The sequence below is a fragment of the Moraxella nasibovis genome, from assembly GCF_029581575.1.
GTDB classification, from domain to species: Bacteria; Pseudomonadota; Gammaproteobacteria; order Pseudomonadales; family Moraxellaceae; genus Moraxella; species Moraxella nasibovis.
The window spans coordinates 290,641-309,486 of sequence record NZ_CP089975.1; the positions used below are offsets into that span (position 1 = coordinate 290,641).

At 48.6% G+C, this 18,846-nt stretch carries 17 protein-coding genes, 3 tRNA genes and 1 other RNA gene; 12 read left to right on the forward strand and 9 right to left on the reverse strand.

Translation table 11 applies throughout. From position 1 onward, the window contains the following. The first annotated feature begins 19 nt into the window (after positions 1 to 19). The 3 genes from LU290_RS01245 (at position 20) to LU290_RS01255 (ending at position 2,996) form a co-directional block, all read left to right on the forward strand. Positions 20 to 1,528 (forward strand): aminoacyl-histidine dipeptidase, encoded by a 1,509-nt coding sequence (locus LU290_RS01245; RefSeq protein WP_277808768.1) that lies wholly within the window; start codon positions 20 to 22, stop codon positions 1,526 to 1,528. Positions 1,529 to 1,533: 5 nt separating this feature from the next. Then, on the forward strand, positions 1,534 to 2,007 hold the full coding sequence (locus LU290_RS01250) for a YcgN family cysteine cluster protein (protein WP_277808769.1): 474 nt from the start codon (positions 1,534 to 1,536) through the stop codon (positions 2,005 to 2,007). Positions 2,008 to 2,120: 113 nt separating this feature from the next. Then, positions 2,121 to 2,996, forward strand: coding sequence for a CBS domain-containing protein (locus tag LU290_RS01255; RefSeq protein WP_277808770.1), 876 nt, complete (start codon positions 2,121 to 2,123; stop codon positions 2,994 to 2,996). Positions 2,997 to 3,091: 95 nt separating this feature from the next. Here the strand turns inward: LU290_RS01255 and LU290_RS01260 are convergent, their stop codons facing one another. Continuing rightward, complete coding sequence (locus LU290_RS01260) at positions 3,092 to 3,880, reverse strand: hydroxymethylpyrimidine/phosphomethylpyrimidine kinase (protein ID WP_277809526.1); 789 nt, start codon at positions 3,878 to 3,880, stop codon at positions 3,092 to 3,094. A gap of 215 nt (positions 3,881 to 4,095) precedes the next feature. On the opposite strand from LU290_RS01260, the gene LU290_RS01265 reads away from it, so the two are divergent. The 3 genes from LU290_RS01265 (at position 4,096) to LU290_RS01275 (ending at position 5,236) form a co-directional block, all read left to right on the forward strand. After that, positions 4,096 to 4,185, forward strand: a tRNA-Ser gene (locus tag LU290_RS01265). 120 nt (positions 4,186 to 4,305) lie between these two features. Beyond that, positions 4,306 to 4,382: transfer RNA gene (locus LU290_RS01270), tRNA-Arg, on the forward strand. Between the two features lie 206 nt (positions 4,383 to 4,588). Beyond that, positions 4,589 to 5,236: an RDD family protein gene (locus LU290_RS01275; RefSeq protein WP_277808771.1), complete on the forward strand. Its 648-nt coding sequence runs from the start codon at positions 4,589 to 4,591 to the stop codon at positions 5,234 to 5,236. Positions 5,237 to 5,411: 175 nt separating this feature from the next. On the opposite strand, the gene hemN is transcribed toward LU290_RS01275, so the two are convergent. Further along, positions 5,412 to 6,812: an oxygen-independent coproporphyrinogen III oxidase gene (gene hemN / locus LU290_RS01280; protein ID WP_277808772.1), complete on the reverse strand. Its 1,401-nt coding sequence runs from the start codon at positions 6,810 to 6,812 to the stop codon at positions 5,412 to 5,414. 263 nt (positions 6,813 to 7,075) lie between these two features. Here hemN and LU290_RS01285 point away from each other — a divergent pair, with 263 nt between their 5' ends. Both LU290_RS01285 and LU290_RS01290 read left to right on the forward strand, forming a co-directional pair. Beyond that, positions 7,076 to 7,816, forward strand: a complete 741-nt coding sequence (locus tag LU290_RS01285) for a single-stranded DNA-binding protein (protein ID WP_277808773.1) — start codon at positions 7,076 to 7,078, stop codon at positions 7,814 to 7,816. Positions 7,817 to 8,044: 228 nt separating this feature from the next. Continuing rightward, positions 8,045 to 8,614 carry a DUF4126 domain-containing protein gene (locus tag LU290_RS01290; protein WP_277808774.1) on the forward strand — a complete coding sequence of 190 codons (570 nt, stop codon included), beginning with the start codon at positions 8,045 to 8,047 and terminating at the stop codon, positions 8,612 to 8,614. A gap of 16 nt (positions 8,615 to 8,630) precedes the next feature. Here LU290_RS01290 and LU290_RS01295 read toward each other — a convergent pair whose 3' ends face one another. Together LU290_RS01295 and LU290_RS01300 are read right to left on the reverse strand one after the other, a co-directional pair. Continuing rightward, positions 8,631 to 9,776, reverse strand: coding sequence for a glutathionylspermidine synthase family protein (locus tag LU290_RS01295; RefSeq protein ID WP_277808775.1), 1,146 nt, complete (start codon positions 9,774 to 9,776; stop codon positions 8,631 to 8,633). Next, on the reverse strand, positions 9,773 to 10,390 hold the full coding sequence (locus tag LU290_RS01300; RefSeq protein ID WP_277808776.1) for a hypothetical protein: 618 nt from the start codon (positions 10,388 to 10,390) through the stop codon (positions 9,773 to 9,775). Before LU290_RS01300 ends, LU290_RS01295 begins: the two co-directional genes overlap by 4 nt. Before the next feature lie 205 nt (positions 10,391 to 10,595). Here LU290_RS01300 and LU290_RS01305 point away from each other — a divergent pair, with 205 nt between their 5' ends. The 4 genes from LU290_RS01305 to LU290_RS01320 all read left to right on the forward strand — a co-directional run bounded on the left by LU290_RS01305 (position 10,596) and on the right by LU290_RS01320 (position 13,659). Further along, positions 10,596 to 11,420 (forward strand): heme ABC transporter permease, encoded by an 825-nt coding sequence (locus tag LU290_RS01305; protein ID WP_370688537.1) that lies wholly within the window; start codon positions 10,596 to 10,598, stop codon positions 11,418 to 11,420. Beyond that, positions 11,417 to 11,659 (forward strand): heme exporter protein CcmD, encoded by a 243-nt coding sequence (gene ccmD, locus LU290_RS01310; RefSeq protein WP_277808777.1) that lies wholly within the window; start codon positions 11,417 to 11,419, stop codon positions 11,657 to 11,659. Before LU290_RS01305 ends, ccmD begins: the two co-directional genes overlap by 4 nt. A 65-nt stretch (positions 11,660 to 11,724) precedes the next feature. Further along, entirely contained in the window at positions 11,725 to 12,240 is a 516-nt protein-coding gene (ccmE, locus tag LU290_RS01315) for a cytochrome c maturation protein CcmE (RefSeq protein WP_277808778.1), read from the forward strand. Between the two features lie 291 nt (positions 12,241 to 12,531). Next, positions 12,532 to 13,659 carry an aminotransferase class V-fold PLP-dependent enzyme gene (locus tag LU290_RS01320; RefSeq protein ID WP_277808779.1) on the forward strand — a complete coding sequence of 376 codons (1,128 nt, stop codon included), beginning with the start codon at positions 12,532 to 12,534 and terminating at the stop codon, positions 13,657 to 13,659. Between the two features lie 80 nt (positions 13,660 to 13,739). Here LU290_RS01320 and LU290_RS01325 read toward each other — a convergent pair. From LU290_RS01325 to glnD, 5 genes are all read right to left on the reverse strand, one after another. After that, positions 13,740 to 13,830: transfer RNA gene (locus LU290_RS01325), tRNA-Ser, on the reverse strand. Positions 13,831 to 13,874: 44 nt separating this feature from the next. Beyond that, positions 13,875 to 14,507 (reverse strand): DedA family protein, encoded by a 633-nt coding sequence (locus tag LU290_RS01330; protein WP_277808780.1) that lies wholly within the window; start codon positions 14,505 to 14,507, stop codon positions 13,875 to 13,877. Positions 14,508 to 14,569: 62 nt separating this feature from the next. Beyond that, positions 14,570 to 14,927: a transfer-messenger RNA gene (gene ssrA / locus LU290_RS01335) on the reverse strand. A gap of 66 nt (positions 14,928 to 14,993) precedes the next feature. Next, positions 14,994 to 15,779, reverse strand: a complete 786-nt coding sequence (locus tag LU290_RS01340; protein WP_277808781.1) for a WG repeat-containing protein — start codon at positions 15,777 to 15,779, stop codon at positions 14,994 to 14,996. A 117-nt stretch (positions 15,780 to 15,896) separates the two neighbouring features. Then, entirely contained in the window at positions 15,897 to 18,647 is a 2,751-nt protein-coding gene (glnD, locus tag LU290_RS01345; RefSeq protein WP_277808782.1) for a [protein-PII] uridylyltransferase, read from the reverse strand. Positions 18,648 to 18,846 lie beyond the last annotated feature (199 nt).

The following is an 18,846-nucleotide window of genomic DNA, read 5'->3' on the forward strand; positions in this document are numbered from 1 at the left end:
AACGAAATGGAGAATTAAGATGAATAATGAAAGCGCTTATCAGAATAATCTGACCGTTGTACAGCATTGTAGGCCAAGCCTGTTGTGGCGATGGTTTGCCAAGATTGCCAGTACGCCACACCCCAGCCATCATGAAGAGACTTTGGCGACTGACATTGTGGCGTGGGCGGTGGGGCAAGGCCTGTCCGCTCGCCGTGATGCGGTGGGTAATGTCATCATCAAAAAGCCTGCCACCAAAGGCATGGAGAGTCGTGAGCCGATTGCTTTGCAGGCGCATTTGGACATGGTACCGCAGGCAAATGCCGAGACGGTGCATGATTTTGCGACAGATCCGCTTGTTTTGCGTTTAAATCCTAACGATAGCGACTGGCTGATGGCGACTGGCACGACTTTGGGGGCGGATAATGGCATTGGCATGGCAAGCTGTCTTGCGGTGTTAGAATCTGAGGATTTGGCGCACCCAGAGCTTGAAGTGCTACTGACCATGACCGAAGAGACGGGCATGGTGGGGGTGTTTGGCTTGCAGGCAGGCGAGCTGACTTCTCGGCTGATGATCAACACCGACACCGAAGAGATTGGCGAGGTGTATGTCGGCTGTGCAGGCGGTATTGATGCCAATGTGTACTTGCCTTGTCAGATGTCCAAGACAGCCTTTGATGGCGGCTTGACTTTGACCGTCAAGGGTTTAAAAGGCGGTCATTCTGGCTTGGACATTCATAAAAATCGTGGCAATGCCATCAAAATCCTTGCACGCATTTTGACGCATATTTTACCCAAATTTCAAGGCAAATTTGCCATCGTCGATTTGACGGCAGGCACTTTACGAAATGCCATTCCCAGAGAGGCGGTCGTGGCTTTGGCGTGCGATGTGGCGGTGCAAGATGAGCTTGCGACTGCACTGCAATCTGCCTTTGACATCGTGCAGCAGGAAATCAATAAAGCCGAGCCAAAACTGCACTGCATCATCACGCCCGCCACCAAAGCCGAACACGCATTGAGCGATGGCGATACTGTGCGCATCATTCATCTGTTAAATGCCTTGCCAAGTGGTGTGGTGCGTTACAGCGATGTGGCGGCAGATACGGTTGAGACTTCGCTGTCTTTTGGTGTGGTGACTTTAAAAGAGGATGGCTTGCATGCCAATCTATTGATTCGCTCGCTGGTGGAGTCTGGCAAAGAGGCGGTGTGTGAGCAGATTGACAGCCTAGCGGCATTGTCAGGGGCGAGAGCAGAATTTACAGGCAGCTATGTGGGCTGGAATCCTGATGAAAATTCTATAATCACGCCTTTGACTCGTCAATTATACGCCCAAGTTTTGGGGCATGAGCCTGCCATCAAAGTCATTCATGCAGGTCTAGAATGCGGTCTGATCAAGCAAAGCCACCCAGACATGGACATCGTCTCCATCGGCCCTACCATCAAAAATGCCCACTCACCTGATGAGATGGTGCATATTGGCAGTGTGGAGACTTACTGGCAAGTATTGACACAGATTTTGGCAAATGCGCCAGTAAAGACACCAAGCTGATGGTAATGCAGGACGACCGCTTGGATGCGCTGCGTGAGCGTTTTTGGGAAAAATATCCGCTAAATCAGCTTAATGACACAGAATGGGAAGCGCTTTGTGATGGCTGTGGCGTGTGCTGTTTGGTGAAATTCTTGGACGATGACGATCCAAAATTTACCGAATACACCGATGTGGCGTGCAAACTTTTGGACTGTGCCACAGGACATTGTTCAAACTATACCAATCGCAAGCAATATGTGCCAGACTGCATTCGTCTGACGGCGGATATGGTGGCGGACATGATGTGGTTGCCACGCCACTGTGCCTATAAACGCCTACATTTGGGGCAAGGTTTGCCACATTGGCATTATTTGCTTGCAGGGCAAAATCGGCACGATGCACAGATGGCAAAAGTAGGCGTGCGTGGTCGCTGTGTGTCTGAGAGCGGTTTTGATGACGATGACATTGAAGAGCGAATCATTCGTTGGGTGAAGATTTGATGCTTTGGGGAATTTTGGCAAAATAACGCTTGAATAATCTGCACAAATCCGCTAAATTAAACCAATATTTTCAAAATTTTTATCAACACAAGTCAATACTGAGGATTTTTGTGATGTCTGATGACAGTTCGTCGGGGAGTTGGAGGCGAGGTCTAAAACGCTGGCTTTCTACCGCCCCTGAAACACGAGATGATTTGTTAAAATTGGTGCAAGAATCTCGCCAATTTTTAGAGCCTGACACGGTGGATATGCTCGAAGGCGTGCTGGATTTGCCTGCCACGCAGGTGCGTGAGATCATGACACCACGCCCACAGCTTGCCGCCATCAGCAGTGATGATGGTATTGCGGACATTTTGTCCGTACTGCTAGAAACGGAGCATTCTCGTTATCCTGTGTTTGACAGTCATGATGACAATGCCATCATCGGTATTTTGCTTGCCAAAGATTTGATTCCGATTTTTGCTAAGCATGCAGAGGGTGTGGATGCGCCATTTGTCCTAAAAGACATCGTCCGAAAACCGCTGTACATCAATGAATCTGCACGCTCGGACACGCTGCTAAGGCTGCTACAAAAAGCCCAAGTGCATATGGCGGTGGTATTGGACGAATTTGGTTCGGTGTCTGGCATTGTGACGATGGAAGATTTGCTTGAAGAGATCGTCGGTGACATCGTCGATGAGCATGACGACATCGATGAAGATAGCACCATCAATCACATCATCGCTCACCCCAATAAAGACGGTGTGTGGCTCATTCAAGCGGCGACGCTCATCAGTGACTGCAACGAGACCATCGGCTCTGAGTTTGATGACGCAGATGTCGATACGATGGGCGGGCTGGTCATGCAGGCGTTGGGTGCGGTCAGTCACTTGGAGGGTGAGACGGTGCAGATTGGCGACTGGCACATCACGGTGGTGGATGTGGAAGGGCGGTTCATTCGCTTGCTGGAAGTGGCGTATCGTCCAGAAGTTCACAGCAGTGACGCCTGATGCTTATGAATGACAAAGGCGTTTTGCTATTGTCAATTCTCAAGTCTAAATTTTGATGAGATGAAGGGCTGATGTCGATCAGCCCTTTTTTATATTTATAAAAAGCGCTTAGGGATCAGCTGTGCTGTGGGCTTGTCCGGGTGTGGTACATCGGCATTTTTTAGGGTGCGCATGATCCACTCGTCTGCGTGCTTGATGGCGCTCACCAAGTCATCGCCCAGTGCCAGTCGCCCAGCGATATGACTGGCAAGCGAGCAGCCAGAGCCGTGAAACTCGCCATCTAGCCGCTCAATGATACTGGTATGCACGATTTGCCCATCGACATACAAAAACTGCTCAATGTCGCCTGTGGTAAAGTCATGCGAGGTCTTGACCAATACCGCCTTGACGCCTTTGTCATTCAAGGCTTTGGCGCAGTCGTGCAAGTCATCAAGCCCTGCCAATGCTCGAAGTTCGTGCGTGTTTGGCGTGATGAGTGTGGCGTGAGGCAAAAGCCGTGCAAAGGCTTTTACCAGCGTGTCTTTGTCGCCAAGACTGCCGCCAGAGTTTGCCACCAAGACAGGGTCCAGCACAAAGGGCGTGCCGTGTGCGATGCTGCCATCGTCAAACAGCTCGCTCATCATGGCGATGTTTTCAACCGTGCCAAGCATACCAGATTTGATGGCTTTGACAGGCAAATCATTCAGCACGGCTAAGCCCTGTGCTCTTAAAAGCTCACTTGATACTGGCTCAAAGCCAAACACCTGCTGAGAGTCTTGCACCGTGATGGCAGTACACGCCACCGCAGCGTGCGCACCTGCCGCCCCGATGGACTCGATGTCTGCCTGCAAGCCTGCCCCGCCTGAGGGGTCAAGCCCTGAAAAGCAAAGCACGGTCGGGCGCATGGTGGGGTTTGTCATTGTCAAAATCCTTATGATGCTTGATGAAAATCGATGATAAAAAGGGTGAAAATTTTTGATTATCATAACAAATCTTGCCAAGCTTTGCATAAATTTCCCAAAAATTTTCGCTTTTTTAAAAAAATGACTTGCAAAAGATAAAAACTTTGCTATAATTGTCGCCCACAACATGATGTGATTTATCACAGCGTTTGTAAAACGGTGACGTGGGTGAGTGGCTGAAACCACATCCCTGCTAAGGATGCATACGGGAAACTGTATCGAGGGTTCGAATCCCTCCGTCACCGCCATTTATTTTTAAAGAAAATTTTAAAAATAAATAAAAAAAGTGCTTGACATACTGAAATTTTCTAGTATAATAGCCCACCATCAAGACAGCAGCAAGCATCGCTAAAAACTTGATAAAATCCGCACCCGTAGCTCAGTTGGATAGAGCACTTGGCTACGAACTAAGGGGTCGGGAGTTCGAATCTCTCCGGGTGCGCCATATTTCAAAAAGTCATCAAAATCCAAGCGGTTTTGATGATTTTTTTTATTTAAAATTTACCGTTCACTCTAAGTTTGATTTTCAACACCATTGCCAAAACGATTTTTGAGATGATGGCGAATTTTCAGCGATTTCATGCCAAATTTGCCATTTCATGCTAAAATAGGTCAAATTTTTAGCCAATACCAACCACAATCAAATCAACCATGACCAAATCAATCATGACCAAATCTGCCAAACACCGCCCAGCACCACGCCCGTCTAAGGCTACCGTCAGTGATGATACCATCGTCATCGCCAGTCCCATCACTCGCTTGATGACCATGCTGTATGATGGCATGCTGATTTTGGCGATGTTGTTTTTGATGGGAGCGGTATTGTCGGTCGTGGGGACGCTGATGTTTATCGATGTGGGGACGGATGTGGCGGACGCCAAAGAGCTGCCTGCATGGTATCAAAATGGCGTGATGACCCCTGCCTTTGTGCTGACTTTGGTGGGTTTTTATGGCGTGTTTTGGCGAAAGTCTGGGCAGACTTTGGGTATGCAGACTTGGCGGCTTAAGACGGTGACGAGCACGGGGCATCTTTTGACATGGGGCGATAGCTTTAAGCGCATCATCAGTGCGTGTCTGTTGCCACTTTTGTGTGCATTGGTGGGGGCGTTTGTGAATGGCTCACGCTTGGCGGTGCTGATGAGTGCGTTTTTTGGGTTGGTGTTTAATTATGTGTTTTGTTGGTTCAATCGTCGGGGCTTGGCGGCACATGACATTTTGTCCAATACCATGACCTTAAAAGTGCCAAAATTTGAGCATGAAGGGATTTTTGCGTCATTAAAAAGAAGGGCGAAAAAATAACCTGATGGCAAGATGATAAAAAGCTCATGATGTGATTCATGAGCTTTTTTTTGGTATTGGGTGTATGTCCATTATTTAAAAATTTACAAAATTTGCCATAATGGTAGGGGCGAAAAATGTTTCGCCCGTACAAGACCTAAATTGTCTTAACTTACCTTAACTTAAATCGCCTAACTTAAATCACTTTGGAAAATCTGCCTGCGTGTTTTTGGGTGAGATACTCGTCAAATACCATCGCCACACTACGACCCAAGATTCTCCCCTTTGGTAAAATCTCTACGCCTGTGTCGCTGATTGACACCAGTCCGTCTGCTGCCATCTCATGAAGGCGTGCCAACTCGTTTTGAAAATAACTGTTTGCGTCAATGCCAAAGCGTTGACTGACTTCATGAAAATCAAGGCGGTCATGGCATAAAAGATTCATAATCACATGACGGCGAATCTCATCTTTGGGGTGGGCGGTGATGTGCTTGACGGCGGGCAGTTGTTCGCTTTGAATGTGCTGTTTGTATGCGTTTAGGTCTGTGTGATTTTGTAGAATGTGGCGATTGATTTGGCTGATGGAGGATACGCCAAAACCAAGCAGATCGCACTCGCCAAGCGTTGCGTAGCCTTGAAAGTTGCGGTGTAGTTTGCCTTGTCTTTGGGCGATCGCCATGGCATCATCAGGGCGAGCAAAATGGTCAATGCCAATGTATTGATAGCCTGCGTCCGCTAGGGCGTTGATGGTATTACCAAACATGGTGAGTTTGTCAGCGGGGCTTGGCAAGTCTTCATCACGAATGCGTCTTTGGGCAGCGAATCGCTCTGGCAGATGTGCATAATTAAAAATAGACAGGCGATCAGGACTTATGTCAATGATGCGTGCCACCGTGTCCGCCATGCTCGCCACCGTCTGATGGGGCAGTCCATAAATAAGGTCAATATTGATGGACTCAAAACCAAGTTGCCGAGCCTTCATCATCACTTGGCGGATCAGCTGTTCTGGCTGAATGCGATTGACGGCGATTTGCACTTTTTCTGCCAAATCCTGCACGCCAAAACTTAGGCGGTTAAACCCCAGCTGTCTAAGCACATCCAGCGTATTTTCCCTAAGTTCTCTGGGGTCAATTTCTATGGAATAATCGCCATCTTTGGCAAATTCAAACTCGCTTTGTAAAAATTGCCACAGCCTTGTCAGCTCATCATCGCTAAAAAAAGTGGGTGTGCCACCGCCCAGATGTAGCTGTTTGACCAAGCGGTCGCCTTTGATGAGTGATTTTTTGTGGCGAACTTCTTGGATAAGGTATTCAAGATAGTCGCCTGCATCGCTGTTTTTCTTGGTAATGATTTTATTGCAGCCACAGTAGTAGCACAGATGACGGCAAAATGGCACATGAAAATACAGTGAAAGGGGTGTGTTTGGGTCTTGTTCGTTTAAGATTTGTCGCTCAGCACCGTCTTTGATGGGCATAAATTCAAGGGCGGTGGGGTAGGAAGTGTAGCGTGGGGCTTGCTGGTTGTATTTTTTGATGAGTGTTTCGTCAAAGCGGACGCCACTAAAATGCAGTGGCTGATGATTGGCATAGGGATTCATGACAAACCTTTTGATGGCTTAGTTTGGGTTATTATACTTAGGTATACTAGGGTTATTATACCTTGTTAGTGGCGATTTTATCAATGATGGGGGTGGGGGTGGGCGGCAGTTGTTTTGAGAAATCTGCCTTTTTGGTGTGAAATTTGCAAAAAAGTCTGGCATTTTTTATGATTTTTCGTTAAAGTAAGCATACAGGCTTAGTGTGATAACAAGAGTGGTCTGTGTTAGAGTGAAAATAATTTTGGAAAAATGACGAGTATCTTATGAGTAGTGTGAATAAAGTGATCATCGTGGGTCGTCTGGGTAATGACCCTGAAGTGCGTTCTTTTCAAAATGGTGGCGGCGTGACCAACATTTCTGTGGCGACCTCAGAACGCTGGACGGACAAAAACACAGGCGAGCGCAAGGAGCAAACCGAATGGCACCGCATCAGCCTGTTTAATCGTTTGGGCGAGATCGCCGCTCAATATCTGCGCAAGGGCAGCATGGTGTACATCGAAGGCAGTCTGCAAACTCGTAAATACACCGACCAGCAGGGCGTGGAGCGTTATAGCACTGAGATTCGTGCGTCAGAAATGCGTATGCTGAGCTCTAATAATGAGCAAGGCGGCTTTGGTGGTAATCAAGGCTATAATAATGGCGGTGGTTTTGGTGGCAATGGTGGTTATCAAAACCAAAATAACCAGCAATGGGGCAATAATCAAAACCGTAATTTTAACCAAAATTATAACAATGATTATAATCAAGGTGGTTTCAATCAAGGTCAAGCCAATCAGAATTTTGGCAACCAAGGCGGTTTTAATCAAGGCAATCCAAACGCCCAATTCCAAAACGGCTTTGCAGGGCAAAATCAAGCATCATCTGCACCATCAAGCCCAGCTCAAAACAACATGCCACAGAATAACACCAACGCCTTTGGTGCACCGCCTGCCGCCAAGTCAGATGCACCGCCCGCCGCTAAGCCAGCGTCATCGGCAGTGGCGGATGATGACATTCCTTTTTAATTTAAGCCTTTCTAAGCTTTTATTGAATGCTCTACCTTTAAGGCAATCACTAAAAACAGCTCAATGTTTGGGCTGTTTTTTTATTTGACATATCAAGAAAAGATTTGGAAATGAGTTTATAATACACCCATCAATGCAAAAACTGACAAACAGCCATCCAAGAACAAGAAACGATGGCGACTGTGTTTTTAGATAAATATGGCTTTGGCTTTAACAAAAGAGGTTTGAATGAATTTTGAGATTTTATTGGGCATCTGCTTGGGCGTGGGCTTGGCGGCAAGTACGGGCTTTCGTGTGTTTGTTCCGCTGTTTGCCATGTCTTTGGCGGCGCATTTTGGTGTGTTGCCGCTTGGTGAGAATTGGCAGTGGCTGGGCAGCACGACGGCGCTTGTGATTTTGGGTGTGGCAAGCTTGGTGGAGTCGGTCAGCTATTTGGTACCGATCGTGGATAACTTTTTGGACGCCATTGCTGTACCTTTGGCGGGGCTTGCAGGCACGATTGTCATGGCATCAAGCCTTACAGAGCTAAGTCCCGCGATGACTTGGGCGCTTGCCATCGTGGCAGGTGGTGGTGCGGCAACTGCTGTCAAGACCACTTCTGCTGCCACTCGTGCTGTCTCGACCGCCACCACCGCAGGTACGGCAAACCCCGCCATCGGATTGGCGGAGACTGGCACAGCGATTGGGCTGTCAGTGCTGTCAATCTTTGCGCCTGTGGCGGCGGCAGTCGTGGTGGTGATTGGGCTGCTTGTGCTGATTTGGCTTGCCATGAAGCTCAAAAAACAGCTCGCCAAATGACGATGGGTTTTTGGTTTTAATAAAAAACATGCGGCACAAAAACGCCATCATCACCTGTGATGGCGCCATGACTTTCACGAATGCCAATACCAGCCGTGCCATGCCCGATGATCCAGCTGCTGAGGACGGCATACACACGCTCGCCTTGTGCGTCTGTAAAGCTTGGGGCGAGCTTGGCTTGTTGATACACAAAGCCTTCATGTCCATAGCCACCAGCGGTCTGCGTCTCGCCTTGTGGCGTGTGCAAGGTGATGTTTAAGCCTTGGCGGGAGAAAAAAGGCTTTTTGACAAAGTGGTCGCCCAGCGTGTCAGGTGAAAAATGGGCGGGCAAAAGATTGGGGTGGTTGGGAAACAGCTCCCACAGCATGCACAGCATGGCTTTATTGCCAAACAAAAGCTTATAGGCAGGCTCAATGAAAGTCGTGCGACTACTGGCAAGATACTGCCCAAAGTCGTCTTGGACGAGCCACTCCCAAGGGTAGAGTTTGAACAGCTGCTCGATCGGCTCGTCATACAAATCCACAAACACCCCTTGTGCGTCATGATGACCGATGTCACTAATGTCAATGAAGTGGGTGCTAAGACCTGCTTGCTTGGCGATGTCTTGCAGATGGCGTGTGGCGATGACATCCTCGCTTTCATCGCTCATGGCGGTAAAGTACAAGGGGTGGGGTGATTTTAGGGCTTTAAATTCAAGCAAAAGCCGCTCATGAATGCTATTAAATTGTTTGGCGTTCAGGTTTTGTGTGCGTAGCCATTGCCGCTGTGCCGCACCGCTTTCTAAGATGAGCGTGGGTGTGTCGGCGTTGTATTCATACAGCTTGGGCGCATCTTTGCCATCATACCAAAGATCAAAACGACCGTAGAGTGTGGGCGTGTCAGGGTGAAAACTGCTCTCAATCAGATGTGCGGACGCATCATCAATGCCAAGGCGAGTATAATCGCCTGTTTTGATGACATGGCGTGCGGCGGCAAAATACATCTGGTGCAGCTCTTTGGTCGCCTCCGCCAGCGTGTCAATCTGACGCTCATCAAAGGCGTAGTAGGCGTCATTTTGCCAATGCGTCTGCCAAAACTTAGGATCAATGCCCTGATAATCAAAGCCTAGGCGTGCAAGATCACTTTGCCAGTCATGGCTTGAAATGAAATGTTCTCGTCTCACGAACGACCGCCACCTGAGCGCTTGCCAGTGCTGCCAAAGCCTCTGCGTGGCGTGGCTTGCTGAGCGTTTTGGGCTTGGCTGCTTTGGTAGTTTTGGGTGCTTTGGGCGGCGCTTTGACGCTGTCCTGCTGCCTGTCCGCTTTGTACTGATTGGGCGGCATTATTGTTCGCTGCTGGCTGCTGCGTGGTGGCAGGGGCTTGTGCGGTCTTGGATGCATCTGCCACTCGGGCATTGCCTGCTTTATTGGCAAGGTAGCCTGCTGCCGCACCCGCTGCCGCACCTGCCAAGAGTGCGCCACCGACACCCATGCCGTCATCCGCTTGTGCGCCATCAGCTGGCAGGGCTTCTTGACCCTCAGGGATTACTTCTGTCGCCTGAGCTTCAAGCTGTGCGGCGGTGTCATTGATGGTAGCAGCCTCAGCTTTGGCTTGGGCGGCAGCCAAGCGAGCCTGAGCCTCAGCAAGCTCACGCTCAGCATCCGCCAAGCTTTGTTCGGCGGTCTGTGGGGCTGTCTGGGGCTGTGTTGGTGCAGGCGAGCAGGCGGACAGTCCAAGTGTGCCAAGCCCAAGTAGTGCCAAAGACAGTGGTTTTTTGGTGTTTTTAAAGATGGTCATGATTTTTGCCTTTAAAACGAAGATGAATAATAAAAAGGGTTTTTAGATTATTATGCGGTTAAATGAGTGATTTTACAAGGTTTTTTTGTGATAAGTGTGCTTTGTTTTGCGTCTATGTGTTTCCCAAATCATGAAGTCATGCTATAATTTAGCCGATGTATGAGCCAGTATTTTTGTATTTTGCCAATAATTTTTTGATGCGATCATGACCATGCCTGATAAAATTTCCCCTTCAACCAAGCAAGCAGGTTTTTTTGACCGTCTTTGGCAGGGTTTCTTGACGACGGTTGGTACGGAGCGATTTTTCCATATTTTCTCCCCGTGGGTGAAGTGGCTTGCTGCCATCTCGGCGGTATTATTGACGCTTGGCACGGTGTGGGGCCTGGGTTTTGCGCCGCCTGATTATTTGCAAGGCAACAGCTATCGCATCATCTTTATCCATGTGCCAGCTGCCAGCCTTGCCATGAGCATTTATTTTGCCTTGGCGGTGCTTGGGGTGATTTTCTTGGTATGGAAAATCAAAACCGCCAACATCGTCGCCCAAGCCATCGCACCGATTGGTTTTATTTTTTGTGTGCTGAGTTTGATCACAGGGTCGATTTGGGCAAGACCGACTTGGGGCACTTATTGGGTGTGGGATGCTCGCCTGACGAGTATGCTGATTTTGGCGTTTTTGTATGTGGGGGTGATGGCGCTGTTTGCCGCCTTTGAACACAGCCAAAACCGCGGCAAGGCAGCAGCGATTTTATCCATCGTCGGCGTGGTCAATTTACCCATCATCAAATATTCGGTGGAGTGGTGGAATACGCTGCACCAAGGGGCGACTTTTACGGTCACCAATGCACCAAAAATGTCCGCCAGTATGTGGCTGCCACTACTTGTGATGCTGCTTGGTATGTATTTTTTGGTGGCGGCACTTGCCATCTATCGCACCAATTCTTTGATTTTGGCTCGTGATCATAATAAATCTTGGGTACAAAAATTACTCAATCAGCCAGCCAACCCAAACCATAAGGGCAGCAAGCGATGACGCCATATTTTTCAAGTTTTCAAGATTTCGTGCAGATGCAGGGGCATGGGGCGTTCGTGTGGGCGTGCTATGGCATCAGTTTTTTTGCTTTATTGGCGCTCATCGTTTATGCAAAAAAAGAGCGTAAAGCCACGATCGATCGGCTGCGTCGTCAGGCGGGCGCTCAGCCCACTCGCTTGACCAATAAGCAAAGACAAGCACTGGGTGCCGATAACGGCTTAACTGGCAAAGATGGTTGAAATTTTAATCATCACCCACATCTTACAATCTACCTAATAATACCAAACTGATAGCAGAATTAACCATGAATAATGTCAGACAAAAAAAGCTCATGTGGGTCATCGCCATGCTGGTGGGGGCAGTGATTGCGGTCGGGCTGATTTTATACGCCATTCGTCAGCAGACGGATTATTATTTTGATCCGACCGCCATCTCTCAGGGGCAGGCACCAGAATCCAAGCGCATTCGTGCAGGCGGTATGGTGGTGGCAGGCTCGGTCAAGCGAGACCCAAGCGATCAGCTGAATGTGCAGTTCCAAATCACTGATTATAAAGCGGTGGTGCCTGTGACTTATCGTGGCGTATTGCCTGACTTGTTCGCTGAAAACTCTGGCATCGTGGCGACAGGCGAGCTGCAAGATGGTGTGTTTGTGGCGTCTGAGGTGCTGGCAAAGCATGATGAAAACTATATGCCGCCAGAGGTTGCCAAATCTTTAAAGCAAGAACACGCCGCTCGTGGTACCGATGTCAGTGGTGAGCAATTTACACCTGCCGTGCCGATGAGTGAAATCGATGAGCGTGAGGCAAAGCAGGCGCAGTGATGTAGATTTTGCTCTTATATGCTTAATTTTGGTTTTTTTTAGTATGCCATAAAGGCGAGCGTTGGCTCGTCTTTTTGTTTTGAATGCGAGCGGTTTTGATGGCTTAAATGACTGGATGGCTTTTTAAATGACTTAAGTGGAGTTTTTAATGATTGTAGTCATACAGATTTTTTTTTGCAAAATTGATAAAAAATAAGGCAAATTGAGCATTTGCTTGATTTGATGGTTGATTTTTGTTGGTAAGATTGGTAAATTGCAAGGCAGGCAAATGGATAATTTAAGGAGAAAATTGTGCCTGCATTAAGAAATGACATTGATCCTGATGGATTGCTTGAATATTCGGTGGTTTATACAGACCGTGCGTTGAATCATATGTCGCAAGTTTTTCAGCAGGTCATGCGTGATTTGTCTGGCGAATTAAAATCTTTGTACCAAGCGGATGCGGTCGCCATCGTGCCAGGTTCAGGTACGGCAGGCATGGAGGCGGTGGCTCGTGCTTTTGCTTATGACAAAGACTGTGTCATCATCAGAAATGGTTGGTTTAGCTACCGTTGGACGCAGATTTTGGAAGTTACAGGCGTGGCAAAATCCAGTGAGGTTTTTTGTGCCAGCCATACAGGCGATGACAAGGCGGTGTTCGCCCCAGCAAAGATTGATGAAGTGGTGGCGTTCATTCGTGATAAAAAACCTCAGGTGGTGTTCGCTCCCCATGTGGAGACGGCGTCTGGCATGATGCTTACCGATGCGTACATCAAGGCATTGGGCGAGGCGGTACATGAGGTGGGCGGACTGCTTGTGATTGATTGCATTGCGTCTGGCTGCATATGGCTGGACATGAAAGCGCTTGGCGTTGATGTGCTGATTTCTGCACCGCAAAAGGGACTGTCAAGCACGCCGTGTGCAGGTCTTGTGATGATGAATGAAAAGGCTCGTGAAGTGGTGCTGTCAAGCGTACCAAGTAGTTTTTCACTGGACTTAAAATCATGGCTAAACATCATGACGGCTTATGAAAATGGCGGTCATGCGTATTATGCGACCATGCCAACGGACGGACTAAGACAGCTAAGAGATGCACTGTTTGAGGCAAAACAAATTGGCTATGATGCCCTAAAAACCGCCCAAATCAAACTTGGCGAGGGTATTTTGGCAGTGCTAAACGACAAAGGCATTCAAAGCGTGGCACACCCAGACTATCAGGCAAGAGGCGTGGTGGTTTGCCATGCACCCAGTGAGGCGGTGCATAAGGGCGTGGCATTTGCTGAGCAAGGACTGCAAATCGCTGCTGGTACGCCGCTGCAAGTTGGCGAGCCTGCTGGCTATCAGAGCTTTCGCATTGGGCTGTTTGGTCTGGACAAGCTGACCGATGTTGAGGCGACGATTGCACGCTTTAAGGCGGCGGCTGATAAGGTGTTTGGCTAAGTAATTGCACTTGCTTTATCATGAAAAATCCCCTTTTGATGAGTGTATCAAAAGGGGATTCTACCGTAAAAAATGTAGTTTGGCGGAGACGGAGGGATTCGAACCCTCGATACGCTATTAACGTATACACACTTTCCAGGCGTGCGCTTTCGACCACTCAGCCACGTCTCCAATCTGTCTATTATAGCAAAATTTTTTGGCTTTGTCTTGCGATTTTAATGATTATTTGCTTTGTCAAAAAATACGCTTTTGATGCGGGTGATGGCGATGATGGCAGCGACGACAAGCACGACGACAACCACGATTTTGCTGATGGGCGAGATGAAACTCTCCACCATCTCGTAGTTTGCTCCAAGTACATAACCTGCATACGCCAGTAGGGTTGTCCAGATTGCCGAACCGATGGCAGTCAAGGTCAAAAACGGCAACATTGGCATACGAGCCATGCCAGCAGGAATGGAGATGAGCGAGCGAATGGCAGGAATCATGCGTCCAAAAAACACGACCGATTTGCCGTATTTGTGAAACCATGCTTGGGCATTGGTGATGTCTGATGGCTTGACTAGGACATATTTGCCGTATTTTTCAGCCAGACTGTATAGGCGTTTTTCGTCAAGCACGGTGCCAAAATAATACAAAGGCAACGCCCCAAGCACCGAGCCTAGCGTGCCTGCAATGATGACGGCGATGATGTTCATCTGACCCATGGCGGCGGCAAAACCTGCGGCAGGCATGATGAGTTCGCTAGGGATGGGTGGAAACACATTTTCCAAAAACATCATCAAGCCAACGCCAAGCAGACCCAATTTGTCCATGATGGCAAGCACCCACTGGCTGATCGTATCCATATTTTAGACTTAAATAAAAAATCAACCACGCTAAGTGATTGATTTTATGTAAAAAATAAACTTGGTGGAGATGGCGGGAGTTGAACCCGCGTCCGCCAGCACTACGCCCATAGCTCTACATGCTTAGAATCTGTCTTTGGCTTTAATCCGCACCGATCCGACAGTCAGGATGGATTGGACGATTTGCTAAGAGTTCGCACCTGTCATCGCAACGCTAACAGATGCTATCCTTTGTGCGTTCGCATCGGGGTGAGCAACCAGACCAAAGGCAATCTGTGCCGACCCAAGCAGCCCTTAGGCTGCTAGTGCGTAAGTTTCGTCGTTTGCGACTATTTTAAGTGGTACTGTATTTACAAGAGATTACCACTCTTGACATGCACTATTGAGTTTCATTACCAGCGTCGAAGCCAGAACATCCCCAATATGTGAGCATTGTAACAAATAAAAGGCTTGGTGGCAATGCCGGCCATGTTTTATTTTGTATGCTTAATGTTTAAGAGTGGTTTCTTTGCCTGTCTTGTCGATGTAGTATGCTCGGCTGTCTTTGATGACAAAGGCAAGACCGTCGATGAAGTTGGCGGGTGCGTCATAGATGGCTGGGATAATCAGCTCGCCTTTGGGATTGATGTGACCGTATTTGTAGCCGTCACTTCCTTTGATGCCAATGGACGCTAAGCCCTCAGAAAAATCCTCTGCGGTGTCAAAGGTGGGTGCAACGATGGTTTTTCCGTCTTTGTTAAGATAGCCCCATTTGCCATCAATTTGCACACGCACCAAGCCATTTTCAAACCAGTCTCCTGTGTTTGGGTAGCGGGCGGCGATGACGACTTTGCCTTTTTTGTCGATGAAACCGTATTTGCCGTCTTGTTTGATCTTGGCACGACCCTCCCAAAAGCCCCACGCATCGTCAAATTTGGGCTTGATGACAAGCGTGCCTTTGGGGTTGATGAAGCCGTATTTGCCGTCTTGTTTGATGAGTGCCAGACCATCATCAAAGCTGTCAGCAAAGTCAAACTGCGGCTCAATGACGACCTTACCCTCGGCATTGGCATAGCCGTACAGACTGCCTTTTTTGATGACGGCAAGGTTTTCGTTGTATTGACAATCCTCTGTCTGGTGCACGAAATGATGCCCAGCAGGCAGGGTAATCTGGCTTTCACACGCCAGCGCATGATCTGGTGAGTCAGGCGATGATGGCTCGGCGTGCGCCAAGGCTGGAACAAGCACCAGTACAGGGAGTAGTTTGGATAAAGTGGTGTGTTTTTGGTTCATGATTGTGTTTTTATTTGATTTGATGGCATTTATTATACCACGATTGCGCCATGACCATACCACGATTGCGCCATGACCATACCAAGATTATGCCATGATTGCGCCATGTCAGACACATCAGATTAAAGCATCGATGATGGCGACTTTCAAGGCGGACAGCTGCTCTTTGTTTAAAGTTTTGCCATCGGCATCGCTCAGATAAAATACATCTTCGGCACGCTCGCCTAAGGTGGTGATGCGTGCGCCATGCACCTTGATGTCAAGCAGGCTAAACACCCGACCGAGCTTTGCCAAAAGGGCGGGGCGGTCTTTGGTGGTCAAGGACATCATGTGCTGACCCAGATGCGCGTGCGCCGTCGCCTCGCCAAACTGAACTTGGGTGGGCACGGTGAAGTGTTTGAGTCTGCCGTCTAGCCCAAAATGACGGGGCGTAAAGTCATTTTTGCCATCTTTGCCATCTTTGAGCGCTTTGATGAGACTGTCGATGAGAGTTTCTTTGCGAATGTCGTTGGTTAGGATGTCGTCTCTGTCGTCGCCCTTGCCGATAGCGTAGCGGTCGATGAGTACATAGCAGTCTAAGGCGGCAGGCGTGCCATCGATGACGGCGGTCAAAATCGTCGCATCCAGCACGGACAGACCCATCTGGTCGAGTACGCCCACCGTCGCAGCAAATAGGTCGTCTTGGTCGTGGGTGCAGATGAACAGTTGCACAGCGTTTAATGCCAAGTCCGAATGCGCTCGCAGCACGATGATGGGCTTACCGTTTGCCAGCCTGTCTTGATGTGTGAGTATTTCGTCAGTTTGCCAAGCGATGTCTGGGTGTTTTTGTTTTAAGAAAAATTCCTCGCCAAAATCCGCCCACAGCGCATCAATGGCAGTCGCTGGATGTGTCGTGAGCGCACGGGCTTTGTTTTGCCGATTGGCGATGACGGCGTCTTTGTCGGTGACTTCTTCGCCAAGGCTTAGCACTCGGTGCGTGCTGATGTACAGCTGTTTGAGCAGTGATGCTCGCCATGAGTTCCAAAGCTGTGAGTTGGTGGCGTTCATGTCGGCAACGGTCAGCACATACAGGTGGTTTAGGTGCGCAACCGTACCTGTGAATCTGGCAAAATTTTTGATGACATCGGGGTCGGAGATGTCTTGTTTTTGGGCGGTCAAAGACATGGTCAAATGCTCGCGCACCAGCCACGCCACAAAGTCTGCATCCTCGTCATTCATGCCATGTGCCTGTGCAAATTCATAGACATCTACCGCCCCAAGCTCGCTGTGATCGCCACCACGACCCTTGGCGATGTCGTGAAAAATGGCGGCGATGACCAGCAGGTCTTTGCGGTTGATTTTTTGATAAACCTGACTGACAAGGTCGAATTTCTGCTGATATTCTTCATTATTCGTGTCGCCAAAACGGTGTAAAATCCGCACAAGTAGCAGTGTGTGCGCATCGACCGTGTATCGATGAAACAAATCGTACTGCATGAGACCCATGATTTTGCCAAATGCAGGCAAATAGCGCCCCAAAATGCCGTAGCGCTTCATGATTCTAAGACGATGAAACAGCAGGTTATTTTCTTGCAAATTTGCCAAAAACAGCGCACGGTGCGTGGGGTTTTGGCGATAAGCGTCATCGATGTGCGTGCTTGCCAAGCGTAGGGCTTTGAGCGTGCTGGCGGCGACTTTTTTGATGCTTCGCTGCCCCATGATGAGAAATATTTTTAAGATGTTTTCTGGTTTTTTGATAAAAATATCGTCGTCTTTGGCGAGGATCTGGACGACAGATTCGCCACGCTGTTTGCCATGATCGCTCAGCTGATAAAAATCATGATCAATGCTCAAACGCTCATGCTTGGGCGACAGGTAGCGCTCTTGGTAGTAGGCGCAGAGCATCTCTGAAAGAGCAGCGACTTGCATGGCGTGCTGATAATACTGACGCATCATGTTTTCAAGGGCGTGCGTGAGTGTCTTGCCGTCAGCGTCTTGTGGCGCAAGATTTAGGCGTTTGGCGAGATTTTTTTGTTGTTCAAACAGCAGCCGATCATCACAGCGACCAGACAGCATGTGCAGGTGATGGCGAATGAGCCATAAGAATGTTTGTGCATTTTGTAGGTCATCAAGTTCATCTTGGCTGATAAAGCCAGCTTCGCTCAGGTCTGATAAGGTGCGTGCCGTTTCAAAATAAAACCTGCCCAGCCACACCAAAATGTGCAAATCTCTAAGTCCACCAGGGGCGGTTTTGATGTTGGGTTCTAGGTTGTATTCGGTGGCGTTGTGAGATAGATAGCGTGTTTTTGATGCTTCAATCTTGGCTACAAAAAAGGTCTGCGCGCTCCATGCGTTTTTTGCGGCGAGCAGGGGCAGATTTTGCAAAGCGGTGTTGCCAGTGATGTGTCTGGCTTCCAGTAGGGCGGTGGCGACGGTGTGGTCGGTGGCGGCAAAGGTCATGTCATTGGGTGTGCGCACGCTAATGGCGGGCGTGATGCCAATGTCCCACAGCATCGCCACAAAGCGCTCAATCGCCAGACTGTGCGTCTGCACCGTCTCGCCTAGGATTAAAATGTCAATGTCAGACTGCGGAAAAAGCTCGCACCGACCATAGCCACCGATGGCAAATAACGCCAGTTCATCAGGCAAATACTGACAAAAAAGCTCGCTCAATAACTTATCCATCGCCTGCGTGCGAAGGCGTAACGATGATTTAATGTGTTTTTCAGGATTGTTTAGCGTCAATAAATGCTTATCAATCTGATGATTTAGCTCATTAAGCCATGCCTTGATGGGTGTGCCGTCAAAGGGCTTGGTGTCCGTGCCTTTAACCATTTTTGGCAGGGGTGGTAGAGATGTTAGCGGTGGCAGGGCTGATGGTGCATTCATGGCGATGAGCTTTGTAAGATGGGTGGGTTTGTGTTGAGCGAACTTTAAAATGACCACAAATTAAACCTTGCTCGTAGAGATAAATCGCAATTCGTCCTACTTGATTGCGGTAAAATTTAGGTTCGGTTGGTGCATTATAATGATGTATTATAATGAAAAATACCACAGATTGCACGGTGGAGTGTTAAAAAACGCCTAC

What these genes read in the sequence shown, in the direction of transcription:
- LU290_RS01245 (WP_277808768.1), top strand. Translation starts at nt 20, where the DNA reads ATGAATAATGAAAGCGCTTATCAGAATAATCTGACCGTTGTACAGCAT.
- LU290_RS01250 (WP_277808769.1), top strand. Translation starts at nt 1,534, where the DNA reads ATGCAGGACGACCGCTTGGATGCGCTGCGTGAGCGTTTTTGGGAAAAA.
- LU290_RS01255 (WP_277808770.1), top strand. Translation starts at nt 2,121, where the DNA reads ATGTCTGATGACAGTTCGTCGGGGAGTTGGAGGCGAGGTCTAAAACGC.
- LU290_RS01260 (WP_277809526.1), bottom strand. Translation starts at nt 3,880, where the DNA reads ATGCGCCCGACCGTGCTTTGCTTTTCAGGGCTTGACCCCTCAGGCGGG.
- LU290_RS01275 (WP_277808771.1), top strand. Translation starts at nt 4,589, where the DNA reads ATGACCAAATCAATCATGACCAAATCTGCCAAACACCGCCCAGCACCA.
- hemN (WP_277808772.1), bottom strand. Translation starts at nt 6,812, where the DNA reads ATGAATCCCTATGCCAATCATCAGCCACTGCATTTTAGTGGCGTCCGC.
- LU290_RS01285 (WP_277808773.1), top strand. Translation starts at nt 7,076, where the DNA reads ATGAGTAGTGTGAATAAAGTGATCATCGTGGGTCGTCTGGGTAATGAC.
- LU290_RS01290 (WP_277808774.1), top strand. Translation starts at nt 8,045, where the DNA reads ATGAATTTTGAGATTTTATTGGGCATCTGCTTGGGCGTGGGCTTGGCG.
- LU290_RS01300 (WP_277808776.1), bottom strand. Translation starts at nt 10,390, where the DNA reads ATGACCATCTTTAAAAACACCAAAAAACCACTGTCTTTGGCACTACTT.
- LU290_RS01305 (WP_370688537.1), top strand. Translation starts at nt 10,596, where the DNA reads ATGACCATGCCTGATAAAATTTCCCCTTCAACCAAGCAAGCAGGTTTT.
- ccmD (WP_277808777.1), top strand. Translation starts at nt 11,417, where the DNA reads ATGACGCCATATTTTTCAAGTTTTCAAGATTTCGTGCAGATGCAGGGG.
- ccmE (WP_277808778.1), top strand. Translation starts at nt 11,725, where the DNA reads ATGAATAATGTCAGACAAAAAAAGCTCATGTGGGTCATCGCCATGCTG.
- LU290_RS01330 (WP_277808780.1), bottom strand. Translation starts at nt 14,507, where the DNA reads ATGGATACGATCAGCCAGTGGGTGCTTGCCATCATGGACAAATTGGGT.
- LU290_RS01340 (WP_277808781.1), bottom strand. Translation starts at nt 15,779, where the DNA reads ATGAACCAAAAACACACCACTTTATCCAAACTACTCCCTGTACTGGTG.
- glnD (WP_277808782.1), bottom strand. Translation starts at nt 18,647, where the DNA reads ATGAATGCACCATCAGCCCTGCCACCGCTAACATCTCTACCACCCCTG.